This is a genomic window from Zhouia amylolytica AD3, assembly GCF_000511935.2.
In the GTDB taxonomy this organism is placed as follows: Bacteria; Bacteroidota; Bacteroidia; order Flavobacteriales; family Flavobacteriaceae; genus Zhouia; species Zhouia amylolytica.
In genome coordinates, this window is the sequence record NZ_AYXY01000001.1 from 303,212 (window position 1) to 318,905 (window position 15,694).

The window sequence follows — 15,694 nt, forward strand, 5'->3', positions numbered from 1 at the left end:
CTCTCTAAGAAAACTCATTATCATAAGTTTGGGATACCAATACAATACAAATGAAATTTGCCTTAAAATTTGCGTTTATCATTTCAACTTTCGTAATGTTAGTTGCGTGTGGGTTCAATACTAAAAAACAAATTCCTGCGGAAGAATCGGGTTCATTTTCTAATCATAATAAAAAGTTGTCCATCGTTCAAATGTTCAAAGAGAATGAACATCTTCCAATGAAAGAAAGGATTGAATTATTTTATAAACTAAAAAAAGAAAGTCCAAATAGTTACGACTTTGAAAATGAAGTTGCTTTAAATTTTTATGGTTACCAAAAGCTTTGGAATAATGAGGATGAGGATGCTTTTTTGATTTTCAAAATGATAGTTTTAGAATTTCCTAATTCATCAAATGCCTATGATAGTTTTGGTGAAATATGTCTTAAAACAGGAGAAAAAAAACAAGCTTTGATCAACTACAAAAAGTCACTTGAACTAAACCCCGATAACTTCAATGCAGAGGATCAAATAGCATACATACTTAACCCAAAGATAAAGCCAGAAAATAGTGTTGATAAGTTTTCGAAAGTGTATAAAGCGGAAGAGTATCGCCAAGATTTAGATCAATTGGCAAAAAAAATAACAGCAACCCACCCGAACGTTTTTAAATTCATTTCTGAAATAGACTTCTGGAAACTTATTGAAGAAAAGAAAAAGTTGATTACAGCAACAACAACATTCGCAGAATTTATTTGGCATTGTGATGAAATAATTGCCTGCGTTAATTGTTCGCATACATCGGTAAGCGGCTTTTATGAGGAACTGGAAATGCTGCCCACAGCGTTGAGTTTTCCTCTTCAAACCCGTTGGATCAACGACCAGTTGTTTGTTGTTGACCCGATGAACAATGAAAGTAACGTGAAAATAAAAACTGAAATAACGAGTATAAATGGAGTACCTACAATTGATGTATTAAAAGAAATATACAAACATTTACCATCACAGGGATACATTGAAACAACTAAACGACACTTGTTCAATGTATGGTCAACCTGCTTAATTCCTTATGCAATGAATTTCCCTGAATCATATCACATAACGCTCAATGGAAGTTCTGAGTCAATTAAATTAAACAAGGCGCAGGAAAAAAGAATACAACATAAAGATCCTTCCATTCAACACTGTGAAAAAGATTTATGCTTAGATTTTTACAACAATGACAAGACAGCCATATTAACATTAGGATCATTTAACTATTATAAATTCAGGGGTAGTTACGCATATTTTAAGGATTTCATTGACAGCTGCTTTCTTGAAATCAATTCAAAAAAGTGCAAGAACCTTATTATTGATGTTAGAGGCAATGGAGGTGGATCTCAATCAGCCAGTATTCATTTGCTGAGGTATTTGCTAGATGAGCCATTTACTTATTATTCCAACGTTCAGTTTGAAGGAAAAAAAGAAAAAATAGAAGGAGAGGAATCCGTTAGTCCATATAAAAACAGGTATCAGGGTAAACTATTTTTTTTAATTGATGGAGTGGGTAATTCAACCACAGGTCATTTTATGTCCATTGCTAAAGAGCTTAAGCTTGGGACAATTATTGGAGAGGAATTGGGATCCAATCAGTTTTGTTCAGCTGGAGGGAAAACATTTAGATTATCTCATACAAAGTTAATATACACCGTTGCCGATAATACGCACGAATCAATGGCAACCTCTCTTCCTGACGAAACTGGAATATTACCTGATATTTATATTACACAAAGTGTGGACGATTTTTTAAACAGGATAGATACAGTAAAGGAGTATACCTTAAAATTAGTTGATGAAAATGAAAAATAGAGTATTAGTTATAATGTTCATCATGCAGTCTATAGTGGTATTTGGACAAGACAAAAGCAATATCAATTTATTGGTTACTGATAGCACCTGGAATCAAGAAGTTTTTCATTTTCCAATTCCTTTTGCACCTGAAATTAAATTTGATGGATTTGAAGATGCCCGTTTCCCTAAGTTTTGGGCTAATAAAGACAGTATTGATTTTTGGTCGTATGTTTTTGTCTGGAGAATTAATAATCCAGTAGAACTAACTGAAACTGTTTTGGAAAGAAACATTGAAATGTATTTTAATGGTTTAATGAATTATCAATATTCAGTAGCCTTGTTTTTGAAAAAAGAAACCTCTAGTGAGGTCACTAAATATGCAGGCAAACTTAAAACATATGATGCTCTTGTTACAAAAAAAAGTATGGTATTAAATGTTACAGCAGAACATTTCTATTGCGAGCACAATAAAAAGACATTTATTGTTTTTAGATTTTCACCTCGGAAATTTGGAGACATTATTTGGAAAAATCTTGAGAAAGTTAAGTTGCGTTACGATTATTGCTCTAGGTAGAACTTCCACACTTAAATAGGAGGAGAATATACATGGTTGTCCTGGCGAGATTAGAATGGTTAATCCAAGGATTTGAAAATTATGGATAAGCGAAATCAATATCATGTACAATGTCATACGCTAGCTGTCTTAAATACTCCAACCGAAAGTAAAGCACTAGCTATAACAACAGTAAACGTTACACAACTAATTAATTGAATACAACTAGATCTAAATAAGCCCTTTTAAGGGTTTTTATTTTGTGTTATAGTTAACTGTAAGCTAAAATAGAGAGGCTCATGAGGGTATATGTTGCATAGTCGCTTTTCATGAAAATAAGTGTTCTCTATACTTGCTACTCTACTTTTTTCTGACATCATTTATTATAAGAACATGCTGAAAAGATGGTATTAACTCTAAGTTGTTTTTTTGATAGCTTGTGCGGCAGGCGTAATGGCTATAATTTATTACTAAAGGGGTTATTTGAAGAATTATTCCTACATTTATCAATATGTGATTCCTACTCGTAAAATGCTTCTGAGATTATTTGCGACGGAATCATAACCGAGGCTGTTGGTAAACATTATGAAAACAAACTTTCTATTAAATATAATCATCGGGTTTCTATTCACCTCTTGTGTTGCACAAAATGAGCGGATTGAGAATTTAATAATGGATTGTGCATATCAATCCTTCGCTGATAATGGTATAGCATACAAGAAACAAATCTCTGACTACGAAAACTTGTTAATTGACGAGAAAATATTGATAGACAATAGTGGGCAAAGCTATCGACAACTTTTAATGGACATTGCAGACGAAGAGGAATTTGACAAAGTTCCGTCCAAATTCTTTGTAGTGGAATTACAAAAAATTGAAAAACCTAATTCTGAAGAGGCACAGAAATGCAAAGAAATAATAGTTAAGGATTCTGCCAAATATGATATGACTAAACTCAAAGGTTTCGAACACGTAATTGATAAGGGTCAATATTCTGGTAATTTCCAACCTGCTTCAATTGCGAAAGGTCTTTTAAAAGTGCTGACAGAAAAGGACTTAGAACTCGATTTCTATAAGTTAAGGACTTTTCTTTTATTCAGCATAATTGATACAAATTCCGGAATGAACAAGCAATTGTCGGATTTTGAAAGCGACCAGACAGAAGTTGATCTGACAAAGGCTTTACGAATTACCCTTGATGATAAAAATCAAATCTTTGTGAACGAAAAGAAAGTAAGCCTCGATGATTTAAAAAAGCTCGTCCGGGAATACGAATCCGAACTTAAATCGGAATCTGTGATTTTATGGAAAACAGACAGAGCAACCATGTATCGAAACTATATTGACGTACAAAATGCGATTGTTGGAGAGATCCAATATTTAAGAAATAAACTAGCTATTGAAAAATATAAAACGGAATTCGACAAACTGACTGATGAACAGCAATCTGAAATAAAAAATATCTATCCGAAGCGAATAATTGAATAAAAATACCTTGCCCAACGATGTGTAAGTGCAATTTATGCACGGCATATTATTTCATAGGAGTTCATCAGGCCCTGTGCTGGTGTCGGCGGGGTTGTCCGAATCCACACAAAACTGCTAACGCAAGTCCTAAAGCGAAAATTATTAACTTTAATCCCAACTAACCATTATACCGGACTTATACGCGTGTAACTGACCGAACATTAAATGGATAAAGCAATGACTTTTAGGGAGGCAAATAAAGCCGATATAAAACAAATTCAAATCGTCCGAAATTCTGTGACGGAAAATACATTATCAAACCCTGATTTAGTAACGGATGATGATTGCTTGGATTTTATAACGAAAAGGGGAAAAGGATGGGTTTGCGAAATTGATAATAAGATTGTGGGTTTTTCAATAGTAGATCTAAAAGAACATAATATTTGGGCTCTATTTGTCCATCCAGTCTATAGCGAGAAAGGCATTGGAAGAAAATTGCACGACATAATGTTGGATTGGTATTTTAATCAGACTTATCAAAATGTATGGTTGGGAACTGCACCAAATACCAGAGCAGAGATGTTTTATAGAAAAGCGGGATGGACCGAAGTAGGAACTCATGGAAAAGGAGAGATAAAATTTGAAATGACATTCGAAAATTGGAAAGGGAACAGAACAGCAGGTAACGATGTATAACCGCAATTTGATTACGCGCAGTTGGGTGTGCTCGTGTTGGCGAATTCGACTCCCGTTCGGCTATGTTCAAGGCAGGCTGGAATCTACCTGGAATTGGCTGTGCTGAATCTAAAGGTTAGTTAGCGTCAATACTAAATTGAAATTACTTAATTTTAAAACCTTAACTGACGGATATATGAATCGTTACAAGAAAACCTAATAAAATCGGGATATGAAAATTAAACATATTTTTCTGGCAGTATCATCTTGTTTGTTATTGTTTTCTGTAATGGGTTTTGCCCAGGAAAAATCACATCCAAATATTATTATAATCATTACCGATGACCAGGGGTATGGCGACCTTGGTATTACAGGAAATCCTCATGTGCAAACACCCGTCATTGATAAATTGGCAACTGAAAGTATTAGCTTTAATAACTTTTATGTTTCTCCTGTATGTGCCCCAACCCGTTCAAGTCTTATGACCGGGCGCTATTCGTTGCGCACAGGGGTAAGAGATACGTATAACGGGGGAGCAATAATGGCATCAAACGAGGTTACTATTGCTGAAATTCTAAAACAAGCCGATTACAAAACCGGGGTTTTTGGTAAATGGCACTTGGGTGATAATTACCCGAGCAGACCAAGTGATCAGGGTTTTGATGAATCTCTGATCCACCTTTCAGGCGGAATGGGACAAGTTGGTGATATTACAACCTATTTTAAAGGGGATAAGAGTTATTTTGATCCTGTACTTTGGCACAATAATAAAAAAGAAGCCTACAGGGGTTATTGCTCAGATATTTTCACAGAAGAGGCTATAAAATTTATTGAAAGAAATAAAGAAGCACCCTTTTTCTGTTATCTCGCTTTTAACGCTCCTCATACTCCTTTGCAGGTTCCGGATAAGTATTATCAACAATATAGAGGAATTGACCCGGCATCTGGTTTCGAGAACGATAACAGGCCCTTTTCGGAAATGACAGAGAAAGATAAAGAGGATGCGCGAAAAGTGTATGCAATGGTCACAAACATCGATGACAATATTGGTAAACTACTACAAAAATTAGATGACTTAAATATTGCAGATGATACACTCATTATTTTTATGACTGATAATGGTCCGCAACAAACAAGATATGTAGGGGGCATGCGAGGTCGTAAAGGGGATGTTTATCAAGGGGGTGTTCGGGTGCCATTTTATATTAAATATTCATCTTTTGAGAAGCATAAGGATATTGAAACCATGGCTGCTCATATTGATATTTTGCCGACTATCGCACAGATATGCAATGTTCCATTACCAACTGAGCGAATAATTGATGGTAAAAGTCTGCTTCCGCTAATGAAGGGTAAGGGGGGTGATTGGGATAGCAGATCGTTATTTTTTTACTGGACAAGGCGTTATCCTGAACTTAATTATAATATGGCCTTACGAAAAGGAAGTTATAAACTGGTAGGAAAGACAGATTATGATGCCCCGATTAAGGATTTTGAACTGTTTGACCTTGATAAGGATCCATACGAACAAAATAATATCGTTTTAGAAAATCAAACAATTGCAAATAATCTTAAGGAAGAACTCCATGAAACTTATAATGAATTAATTGCCTCTGAAAATCTCATTCATCAACCTCGGATTATTATCGGAAGTACCCATGAAAATCCTGTTATCCTAAACAGGAATGATGCCGGAGGACAACGGGGAATTTGGGATCAAGAAGAACTATATGGGAAATGGAAAGTTAGCATAGAAAAAGGGCTTTACGATATAAAATTTAAATTTATCAATCCGGTTAAGGCAAATGGCAGGATGTATTTAGAAACCAATGGATTGGTAAAACACGTACTAAATAAAAAAGAGGGGACAGATATCATTGAGATGAAAAATGTCTTCTTTTCAGAAATGGATTGTGATTTGATACCATTCTATGCTATTGGCTCAAAAAACATTTTTCCATTTTGGGTTGAAATGAGAAAGATTGATTAATGCCTATGTGTGTAATTTGAGATGAAAGTAATTAGACTGATATTTAAATTATTGATTGGAGCAGGCATAATTTACATTATTTCTGTAATGGTTTTTGCATTAAAACCTGGTATTACTGATTTTTTCAACCGGACTGACTTTGATAGCAGGGAATGGATTAATTGGGAAGATACTGAATCATCGTTTGGAGTACGATGGAACATGACTCATGACTTAATTAATAACTATGATTTAAAAGGAAAGACCAGGAAGGAAATAGAACAGCTATTAGGAAAACCAACTAGTGAATCGAAAAACGAAATGAGATACTATCTCGGTTTGACGGGGCATGGAATTAATACAGGGGCTTTGACTTTTGAATTTAAAAATGATCGCGTATCAAAATTTAAAATTTGGCAAGGTTAAAGGCTGTATACAACCTATGGTATAGTTCATTGCTTCTGATTTTTCTTGTGGAAAGTCCTCTCAAATGTGCTATCTTCGGTTTACGGCGGAAAATCCTCGTGGGTTTTGTTCATGATATCTTGATTGTTAAATTAGGTATTCATGAATTCTTGGGATTTTGGGCAACGGAATCATAGCCAAACACGTTAGCTAATATTTGAAAATGAAATCAAAAATATGATTGAAAACAACAATTCTGACCAAGAGAACCCTTGGTTGAAATGGGCTATTGAGCTTCAGTTTATTTCTCAAGCTGGAATTACTTATTCAAAAGACCCTTTTGACTTGGAAAGATTTGAAAGGATAAGAGAAATTTCAGCGGAAATAATGAGTTTGAAATCTGGGTGGAGCCTGGATAAAGTAAAAAACGTTTTTTGCAATGAAACAGGTTTTCAAACACCAAAACTCGATACAAGAGCAGCTATTTTTAGAGATAATAAAATTCTTTTGGTTAAGGAGAATAATGGTACCTGGTCTTTACCAGGTGGATGGGTTGATGTTAACGAATCAATAAAATCAAATACAATTAAAGAGGTAAAAGAGGAATCGGGATTTAACGTTAAACCTTTAAATCTAATCGCAGTTCAGGACAGAAATAATCATAATAAACCTTTATATGCTTATGGTGTTTGCAAAGTTTTTGTCCGATGTGAGATTTTGGAAGAAGATGTTGAATTTATTCCCAATATTGAAACAACTGAACGGAATTTTTTTACAGTAGATAGTTTACCTGTACTTGCAACTGAAAAAAATACGGAAGAGCAAATAAAGCTATGCTTTAAGGCAAATTCTTCAGACCATTGGAAAACAATCTTTGATTAATAATAATTGCATCTAACCATGGCTATGAAATCAAAGCACCCTTCGGGATGTTAATGCATATAGCTAAATCGTTAACAACACTATAAAATGAATTAATTTGACAATTACTGAACTTATAAGTGACATTGGAAAAATCATCGTTTTTTTAATGATCTTGATGTCCATTTTCTTGATTACGGTCAAGTCTTCAAAAAAACTATCTAACTGCCTGTTTGCAGACTTTCTTTTGGTTACTGCTATTGATTTTTCAGGACTGTTTTTATCGATTCAGAATACCACCTGGAACAGTTTGAAAATCGCTTCGGTTTTGCTGCAAATGCCATTATTCTATTTGTATGTGCAATCTGTTTGTTATTTCAACTTCAATCTAAAAGCAAAGCACTTACTACATGCCCTTTTATTTTTTGGTATGTTTATACTATTGATGGCTACTTCTGTTTCTGCTGAAAATTATATGCTTTATGAGATAATAAATAAAGTACAGTACTACAGTTATATGATTGCTGTATTCTACACTTTGAGTCATTTCAAAAAACTATATCAGGAAAACTATTCCGCCAATCATTACAACACCTATAAATGGCTGTTGCAAATCACTATTTTATTTTTAATCGGAAGCTGTTTTGTCTTACTAAGAGGCTTTATCCCAAATGGAGAAAATGACATATTACTAACCAGTATAAACTTGTTGATATTTGTTTTTGCCTTGTTTGTTGTATGTTGGTTTGTATTAAAAGCGCTTTACAGGCCAAGTTTATTCCTGGGAGTTGACAAAAATTTAAGCCTGCTTAAATCCAAAGAAAAATCAGATACTGAAGTCGAACAAACTTTGGAGCAACTTACCAACTATATGATTTCTGAAAAACCATACCTGGACTCTGAAATTAGCTTACAAAAACTAGCGTTGCTACTAAATCTTCCGGAGAAACAACTTTCGCAACTTATTAACCAACACACAGGAAAACACTTTTTTGATTATATCAATGAATTTCGAATAAATGAGGCCAAGATATTATTGAAGGAAAATCCGGATTTAACTGTTTTGGAAATATTGTATGATATAGGTTTTAATTCAAAATCATCTTTTTACACGGCATTTAAAAAACAGACCTCCCAAACACCCACGGCCTACAGGAAGTCAATGAATTAACGGGGGTCTGACTTTAAATCGAACTCTTTTTTTTATGAAAAAACAGTCCGATTTCCGATACTCGGACTCTTTTTATAGCCTTATGATTCACTTTTGCCCGGAACAAAAGTTATATCAACATGAATCATAAAGTTTTTATTGTTTTCTCACTTTTAATATCGTTATCTACATTTAGTTTAGCCCAAAACAATGCCGTTGAACGGGTACCCTACACCAGGATTGATTCTATTTTTCAATCATACTGCAATCCTGACGAGCCTGGAATGGCCATTGGTATTGTTAAAGATGGAGAAGTTATTTATAAGGGTTCGAGAGGAATGGCAGATCTTTCCAATAAGCTTTCAATAACTGATACAACAGCATTTAATATTGCTTCTGTATCTAAACAGTTTACAGCATTACTGGTTCTTATGGCAGTGCAAGAAGGGAAAATTAAGTTGGATGATGACATCAGACAATACCTGCCAGAGTTAAAGCATCTTCCAAATAAAATTACTATCAAGCAACTTGCTAATCATTCTCACGGTTTACCAAACTATTCTGATCTGATGGCTATGATAGGTTTTGGATTGTCTTCGCCAATGGGTAACGACCAGGCAGTAGAAACCTTATTGCATGTAAAACAGGTCAACTTTAAAGCTGGTACACAATATCAATATGGAAATTCCGGATTTATGCTTCTTGCTGAGATCTTAAAACGTGTTTACAAAAGGCCATTTCCAGTCCTTATAAAGGAAAAGATATTTAAACCACTCAACATGAACGATACAGGTGTGATTGATAACCCCAACGCCATTATCAATAATATCGCAACTGCATACACAAAGAATGGTAATTCGTATATAGAATTTCCAAACAGACAAATGGAAAGTGGCTCATCTAATGTGCATACGTCATTGAATGACATGATCAAATGGGTGAAAAATTTTCAAAATCCAACAGTAGGTTCTGAGAATCAAATCAATCGGTTATCAAAAAAGACCATATCTATTACTAAAACCGGGGATTTAAATTACGGCTTAGGACTTTATACTGAAACTTATAAGGGACAAAAAATCGTTTTTCATGGCGGTGGTGCTGCCGGATATCGAGCATATATTCTGCATGTGCCTGAACATAATTTTTCAATCATCACATTAGGTAATCAGCAAAGCTTTGATTGTCTGCATGTAATTTACGATATATTAGAATTGTATTTTGAAAAGAATTTTGAACAACCTACTTCGAAAAAGATCTCTTACACTGAAAAAGCGTTAAAAACATATGCAGGTACCTACAGGTTTCAACCCGGACAGTATTGGACGTTTAAGGCAAAAGGGAAAAATCTCTACTTTGAGGGCGTAGAACAGCCTCTTTCTTCGGTTGGTAAAGGCAAATTTGAATTCTTTCTACCATTTTCGTTTATTACTTTTCACCCAAACGCTCTGGAATTTCGAATCAGTGATATGAATTATCACTGCGAAAAAATAGATTTTAATGTACCTGTTTTTAGTAAAGAAGAACTGGAGGTTTATGTTGGTGTTTTTAAAAATGAGGAATTCAACGTGTTTTATGAGCTATTAATAATCGAAGACCATCTTGTGGCAAAGCATTTAACAAATGGTGAAATTATTTTAACTCCACTATCAAAAAACAGCTTTTATGCTCAATATCCCTTAGGGGAATTGGATTTTCAGCTCAACTCTGAAGGAAAGGTAAATGGATTTGTTTTGAATGGTCAGAATTTCAGTAACCTAAAATTCATGAAAGTGAATTAAAATTTAGCTATATTCATATCAATGAAATTTGGTTCGGCGGAAAGAATCCTGTGGGTTATATTCATCCCGAAATCATAAAAAGTTTTATTTAAGTGAACCGTTAAGATGCTGTTTTATCTTATTAACCTCCAATTTTAGCCATTGAGTACGTTATTACAATTTGAACAATTTTATTTAACGGTAAAGCGCAACCGATGGTATTGGTTGTTTTCCATCTTTTGTCGCGTAAGTTTAGCTTTTGCTTTTATTGTTGCCGGGATGGTAAAAATAGTTGGTGAACGGTTTGCGAGCGGGTTATCGGTTGTGCATCCGATGGGGGCTTATCTTGAAGCCTTGCATCACACGGGTTACTATTATACTTTTATTGGGGTTGCCCAGGTAATAGCTGCTATTTTGTTGTTAATCCCCAGAACGGTTGCCTTGGGTGCCTTGCTTTATTTTCCAATTATATTTAATATCTGGGTGCTCTCGTATGCAGTACGGTTTGAAGGTTCTTTTGTGACTTCTCCTTTGATGGTATTAGCAAACATCTTTCTTCTTGTTTGGAATTATGACCGGTTAAGATTTATTTTACCGTTAAAGCAGTTTTCTGCAATCGGGATTTTTGAGAAGCCAAAAAAATACTCCACTAAGTTCCCATGGAAATTTTTTACGGGGGTTTTCCTAACTGTGGTTTTGACCATTGCTTTTGCCGAGTTTGGATATGAGGTGATGCCAAGGAATTCATTGTCGGATTGTCAGAAGCAATTTAAAGGGACTGTAAATGTAAAGGCGGGGTTTGAGTTTTGTGAATGTATTCATGTTAACGGAAATTCATTGGATGACTGCCTGGAGGAATTTGAACGGGCAAAAACGAAGATGGATTCCGCAACAAGTGCGGAATGACAATGAGAGCGATGAAGGCCTAGTGGGAATGGATTCCGCAACAAGTGCGGAATGACAGTGGGGTGGAAGAGATGAAAGTGAGATGGATTCCGCAATAAATGCGGAATGACATATAGATAATATGGGTGCAGGGTTAAGAAATTGTGTTACGTCATTGCGAGCCTTGTGTTAACAAGGCGTGGCAATCTCTTCAAAAGAAGTCACCAACCTTCATGAGACTGTTTAAAAAAGTGTGTCATAAGATCTCCCAAATTATAATCTATTGTTCATTTTTGTATTCGATTGATTACTTATTTCTTTTAAAAGGATCTCATGATGTGCTACGCAGTTCTTGAAACAAAAACGAACCAAAAAATTCAAGACTGTAATAGGAAATTGCTATCGCACCACTCGCTCTCAAAACTACATGCTTGAAACAAGTTTCGCACTTTCGTTTTTCCGCTCCTTATTTACTCACCTTTTTTTAATTGTAAATTAGGTGTTCGTGATGTGCTTCGCAGTTCTTGATTACAGTCGATATAAAGGAAACCCCAAACAAATGTCATCCCATCTTCTTTACAAACATAGGATGACAATGAGAGCGATGAAGACCTAGCGGGGGATGGATTCCGCAATAAATGCGGAATGACATAAAGGAAAAAACAATTTTCCCCTTTAGGGGTGCAGGGGTAAGAAATTGTGTTACGTCATTGCAAGCCTTGCGATAGCAAAAATACCTCTCGACGGGCGCCCTTTTCTTTGGTTCGTTTCTTTTGGGTGGTCAAAAGAAATGAATAGGGAATTGTGTTTGAATGAAGATTATCATTGGGAATAATTTTAATCCTTGGAATAGGTATTTAGAAACCATACGAAAAAGTGGATTCCGCAACAAGTGCGGAATGGCAGTGGGGTGCGGGATGACAAAAGTGAGATGGATTCCGCAATAAATGCGGAATGACAGGGGGAATGCGGAATGACAATGGGAGTGCCTAGTGCGGAATGACAGGTGGATCAGGGATGAGCTGAGAGTGGATTCCGCAATAAATGCGGAATGACATCGTGTGGATTCCGTGACAAGCACGGAATGACAGGGAGTGGGGAATGACAAGTAATAAGAAAACCTTTTGATAATGGGATTATTTTGCGGGGTGATATATAAATAGTACTTTTGCGCCCTTTAAATTAACCCATTATGACTGAGTTTATTAGAAAGATAATGCCCAACACTAAAGATGATGTTTTAGCCGGAATTACGGTTTCCTTAGCTATGATACCTGAAGTGGTAGCTTTTGCGTTTGTAGCGCAAATAGATCCTTTAATGGCATTGTCCGGAGCCTTTATCATTGGATTGATCACAGCAATTTTTGGTGGTCGGCCGGGTTTAATTTCAGGTGCGGCAGGTGCTGTAGCGGTTATTTTTGTTAGTATGATCTCTGAAGGTCATACGAAGGGAATGTTGTTTGATCAGCCTGTTGAAAACATGGGGTTTTTCTATTTGATGGCGTGTGTGGTCTTAATGGGGGTTATTCAGGTTTTAGCCGGTGTATTTAAACTAGGAAAGTTCGTTCGTCTTATTCCACATCCTGTGATGTTAGGGTTTGTGAATGGTCTTGCCATAGTAATATTTTGGGCGCAGGTAAAAATGTTTTCTCATAAAACTCTGGAGGTTACTGCTGATGGTGTGAAGACCTACATAAGTACTTTTATGCATGGTGCCGAGTTATACACCATGATTGGTTTGGTATTGCTTACCATGGGAATTATCTGGGGTTTGCCTAAGCTAACTAAGAAGTTACCTGCGGCATTAACGGCAATTCTTGTAACGACCTTTGTGGTGGTTGGTTTTGATCTTAATGTTTCTACGGTAGGTTCTTATATTATTGAAGGAGGGGGAACTGGTCTGAAAGGGGAGTTGCCAACACCAAATATGGAACTGTGGGCAAATCTTCCTTTTAATATGGATACGCTTTCGTTTATATTGCCTTATGCATTTTTGGCTGCCTGTGTTGGTTTGATAGAGACTTTAATGACGATGAACCTGGTTGACGAATTGACCGAAACCAGGGGGAATGGTAACCGGGAGTGTGTGGCTCAGGGAGCAGGTAATATTCTTTCCGGATTCTTCGGTGGTACAGGAGGCTGTGGTATGATCGGTCAGACTGTAATTAATATTAAAGCTGGGGGTAGAGGTAGATTGTCTGGTGTGATGATGGCCTTAACCTTATTGACCTTTATCTTATTTACAGATAAATTGATTGAACAGGTGCCAATTGCTGCTTTGGTAGGGGTGATGTTTATGATGGTTATCGATACATTCGCCTGGTCTAGTTTTAGAATTATTAGAAAAATACCAAAGTCGGATGCCTTTGTATTGGTGATCGTATCTGCCGTTACTGTAATATTTGACCTTGCTATCGCTGTATTTGTTGGTGTTATTATATCTGCATTGGTATTTGCGTGGGAAAGTGCAAAACGTATCAGGGCTCGTAAGCGAGTGAAAGAAGACGGTACTAAAATATACGAGATCTGGGGACCTTTGTTCTTTGGAAGTATCCAGGCTTTCAACAATAAATTTGATGTAAAGAACGATCCTGAAAAGGTGGAAATAGATTTTGTCGAATCAAGAATAAGTGATCACTCTGCTTTGGAAGCTATTTTTAACCTGGTTGAAAAATACGAGGCGGAAGGTAAATCGATACGATTGAAGCATCTTAGTGAGGATTGTAAAGCATTATTATATAAGGCTAGTCCGAAATTCAGGGAAGTGATCGTGGAGGCTATTGATGATCCGCGTTATCATCTGGCAGCGAATCCTGAAGAATTTCCAAAGTCACTTTCGGAGTATAAATTATTATAGATTTGGTTATCCAGATTAAAAAGAGCCCTGTGTAATCACAGGGCTCTTTTTGTTGTAGCGTGTTATAAATTTATTGGGGTTTTAGGGGTGCAATTTTATGGTATTATGCTTAATAACATGGTGTGGATTCCGCAATGAATGCGGAATGACAGTGAGCGAAGAATGAAAGCCTAGTGGGAATGGATTCCGAGACAATCACGGAATGACATAGATTTGGAGTGCCTAATGGGTGATGGATTCCGCAATAAATGCGGAATGACATAAAGGAAAAAACAATTTTCCCCTTTAGGGGTGCAGGGGTAAGAAATTGTGTTACGTCATTGCTATAACCATTCGTTTATAATTTTATATTCCTTGTTCATTTTGTATTCGAGCGGTTGTTTATTGTTTTTAAAGGTTCTCATGATGTGCTGCGCAGTTCTTGATGCAAAACGAACCAAAAAATCAAGAAGGTTTATAGGAAATTTTTGCTATCGCACCAATCTTCCCTGGCGCCGGCTGGCTCCTTCGCTAAAAATGTATACTATACGTTTTATTAACGCTTGGCCCTATGCTTTGTTAGCTATCGCTAACGCACTTCCACTTGAGCCACAGCTATTTCATGAAAACCTTCATTTAAATCCGATTAGAAATATAATCAAGCGATTCCGCAACAAGTGCGGAATGACAATGGGAGAGTGAGTGTTGAGAGGAGAATGGATTCCGCAACAAGTGCGGAATGACAATGGGGGTGGATTTCTGATGGTGATGGATTCCGCAATAAATGCGGAATGACATGGGAGAGTGAGTGTTGAGAGGAGAATGGATTCCGCAACAAGTGCGGAATGACAATGGGGGTGGATTCCTGATGGGGATGGATTCCGCAATAAATGCGGAATGACAGTGAGCGAAGAATGAAAGCCTAGTGGGAATGGATTCCGAGACAAACACGGAATGACAATGGGGGTGGATTCCTGATGGGGATGGATTCCGCAATGAATGCGGAATGACATGGAGGAAAACAATTTTCTCCTTTAGGGGGGCAGGGGGTAAGAAATTGTGTTACGTCATTGCGAGCCTTGTGTTAACAAGGCGTGGCAATCTCTTCAAAAGAAGTCACCAACCTTCATAAGATCTCCCAAATTATAATCTATTGTTCATTTTGTATTCGAGCGGTTGTTTATTGTTTTTAAAGGTTCTCATGATGTGCTGCGCAGTTCTTGATGCAAAACGAACCAATCCCGATAGCTATCGGGACAAGACTGTAATAGGAAATTGCTATCGCACCACTCGCTCTCAAAACTACATGCTTGAAACAAGTTTCGCAC

At 36.4% G+C, this 15,694-nt stretch carries 11 protein-coding genes; all 11 read left to right on the plus strand.

What is annotated here, in order from left to right; translation table 11 throughout:
* Window positions 1–50 precede the first annotated feature (50 nt).
* The 11 genes from P278_RS01520 to P278_RS01570 all read left to right on the plus strand — a co-directional run bounded on the left by P278_RS01520 (window position 51) and on the right by P278_RS01570 (window position 14,387).
* Entirely contained in the window at window positions 51–1,826 is a 1,776-nt protein-coding gene (locus P278_RS01520; RefSeq protein WP_051413348.1) for a S41 family peptidase, read from the plus strand.
* Entirely contained in the window at window positions 1,816–2,382 is a 567-nt protein-coding gene (locus P278_RS01525; protein WP_152973870.1) for a hypothetical protein, read from the plus strand. The genes P278_RS01520 and P278_RS01525 overlap by 11 nt, the downstream gene beginning before the upstream one ends.
* Before the next feature lie 564 nt (window positions 2,383–2,946).
* The gene (locus P278_RS01530) at window positions 2,947–3,849 is read left to right on the plus strand and encodes an ExbD/TolR family protein (RefSeq protein ID WP_055725796.1); all 903 of its coding nucleotides are present in this window, start codon (window positions 2,947–2,949) and stop codon (window positions 3,847–3,849) included.
* A gap of 204 nt (window positions 3,850–4,053) precedes the next feature.
* Entirely contained in the window at window positions 4,054–4,524 is a 471-nt protein-coding gene (locus P278_RS01535) for a GNAT family N-acetyltransferase (protein ID WP_235444229.1), read from the plus strand.
* A gap of 211 nt (window positions 4,525–4,735) precedes the next feature.
* Entirely contained in the window at window positions 4,736–6,493 is a 1,758-nt protein-coding gene (locus P278_RS01540; protein ID WP_038261171.1) for an arylsulfatase, read from the plus strand.
* A gap of 21 nt (window positions 6,494–6,514) precedes the next feature.
* On the plus strand, window positions 6,515–6,898 hold the full coding sequence (locus P278_RS01545) for a hypothetical protein (protein WP_038261174.1): 384 nt from the start codon (window positions 6,515–6,517) through the stop codon (window positions 6,896–6,898).
* A 216-nt stretch (window positions 6,899–7,114) separates the two neighbouring features.
* Window positions 7,115–7,759, plus strand: coding sequence for an NUDIX hydrolase N-terminal domain-containing protein (locus tag P278_RS01550; protein WP_051413349.1), 645 nt, complete (start codon window positions 7,115–7,117; stop codon window positions 7,757–7,759).
* A 97-nt stretch (window positions 7,760–7,856) separates the two neighbouring features.
* Window positions 7,857–8,909 (plus strand): helix-turn-helix domain-containing protein, encoded by a 1,053-nt coding sequence (locus P278_RS01555; RefSeq protein ID WP_152973871.1) that lies wholly within the window; start codon window positions 7,857–7,859, stop codon window positions 8,907–8,909.
* A gap of 119 nt (window positions 8,910–9,028) precedes the next feature.
* Window positions 9,029–10,666 (plus strand): serine hydrolase domain-containing protein, encoded by a 1,638-nt coding sequence (locus P278_RS01560; RefSeq protein WP_038261176.1) that lies wholly within the window; start codon window positions 9,029–9,031, stop codon window positions 10,664–10,666.
* A gap of 141 nt (window positions 10,667–10,807) precedes the next feature.
* Complete coding sequence (locus tag P278_RS01565; protein WP_038261179.1) at window positions 10,808–11,551, plus strand: hypothetical protein; 744 nt, start codon at window positions 10,808–10,810, stop codon at window positions 11,549–11,551.
* A 1,171-nt stretch (window positions 11,552–12,722) separates the two neighbouring features.
* Window positions 12,723–14,387, plus strand: coding sequence for a SulP family inorganic anion transporter (locus P278_RS01570; protein ID WP_038261182.1), 1,665 nt, complete (start codon window positions 12,723–12,725; stop codon window positions 14,385–14,387).
* Window positions 14,388–15,694 lie beyond the last annotated feature (1,307 nt).

Excerpts from the sequence above, each read along its gene's own strand:
- P278_RS01530 (WP_055725796.1), top strand. The coding sequence starts at position 2,947 with ATGAAAACAAACTTTCTATTAAATATAATCATCGGGTTTCTATTCACC.
- P278_RS01540 (WP_038261171.1), top strand. The coding sequence starts at position 4,736 with ATGAAAATTAAACATATTTTTCTGGCAGTATCATCTTGTTTGTTATTG.
- P278_RS01545 (WP_038261174.1), top strand. The coding sequence starts at position 6,515 with ATGAAAGTAATTAGACTGATATTTAAATTATTGATTGGAGCAGGCATA.
- P278_RS01550 (WP_051413349.1), top strand. The coding sequence starts at position 7,115 with ATGATTGAAAACAACAATTCTGACCAAGAGAACCCTTGGTTGAAATGG.
- P278_RS01535 (WP_235444229.1), top strand. The coding sequence starts at position 4,054 with ATGGATAAAGCAATGACTTTTAGGGAGGCAAATAAAGCCGATATAAAA.
- P278_RS01520 (WP_051413348.1), top strand. The coding sequence starts at position 51 with ATGAAATTTGCCTTAAAATTTGCGTTTATCATTTCAACTTTCGTAATG.
- P278_RS01560 (WP_038261176.1), top strand. The coding sequence starts at position 9,029 with ATGAATCATAAAGTTTTTATTGTTTTCTCACTTTTAATATCGTTATCT.
- P278_RS01525 (WP_152973870.1), top strand. The coding sequence starts at position 1,816 with ATGAAAAATAGAGTATTAGTTATAATGTTCATCATGCAGTCTATAGTG.
- P278_RS01570 (WP_038261182.1), top strand. The coding sequence starts at position 12,723 with ATGACTGAGTTTATTAGAAAGATAATGCCCAACACTAAAGATGATGTT.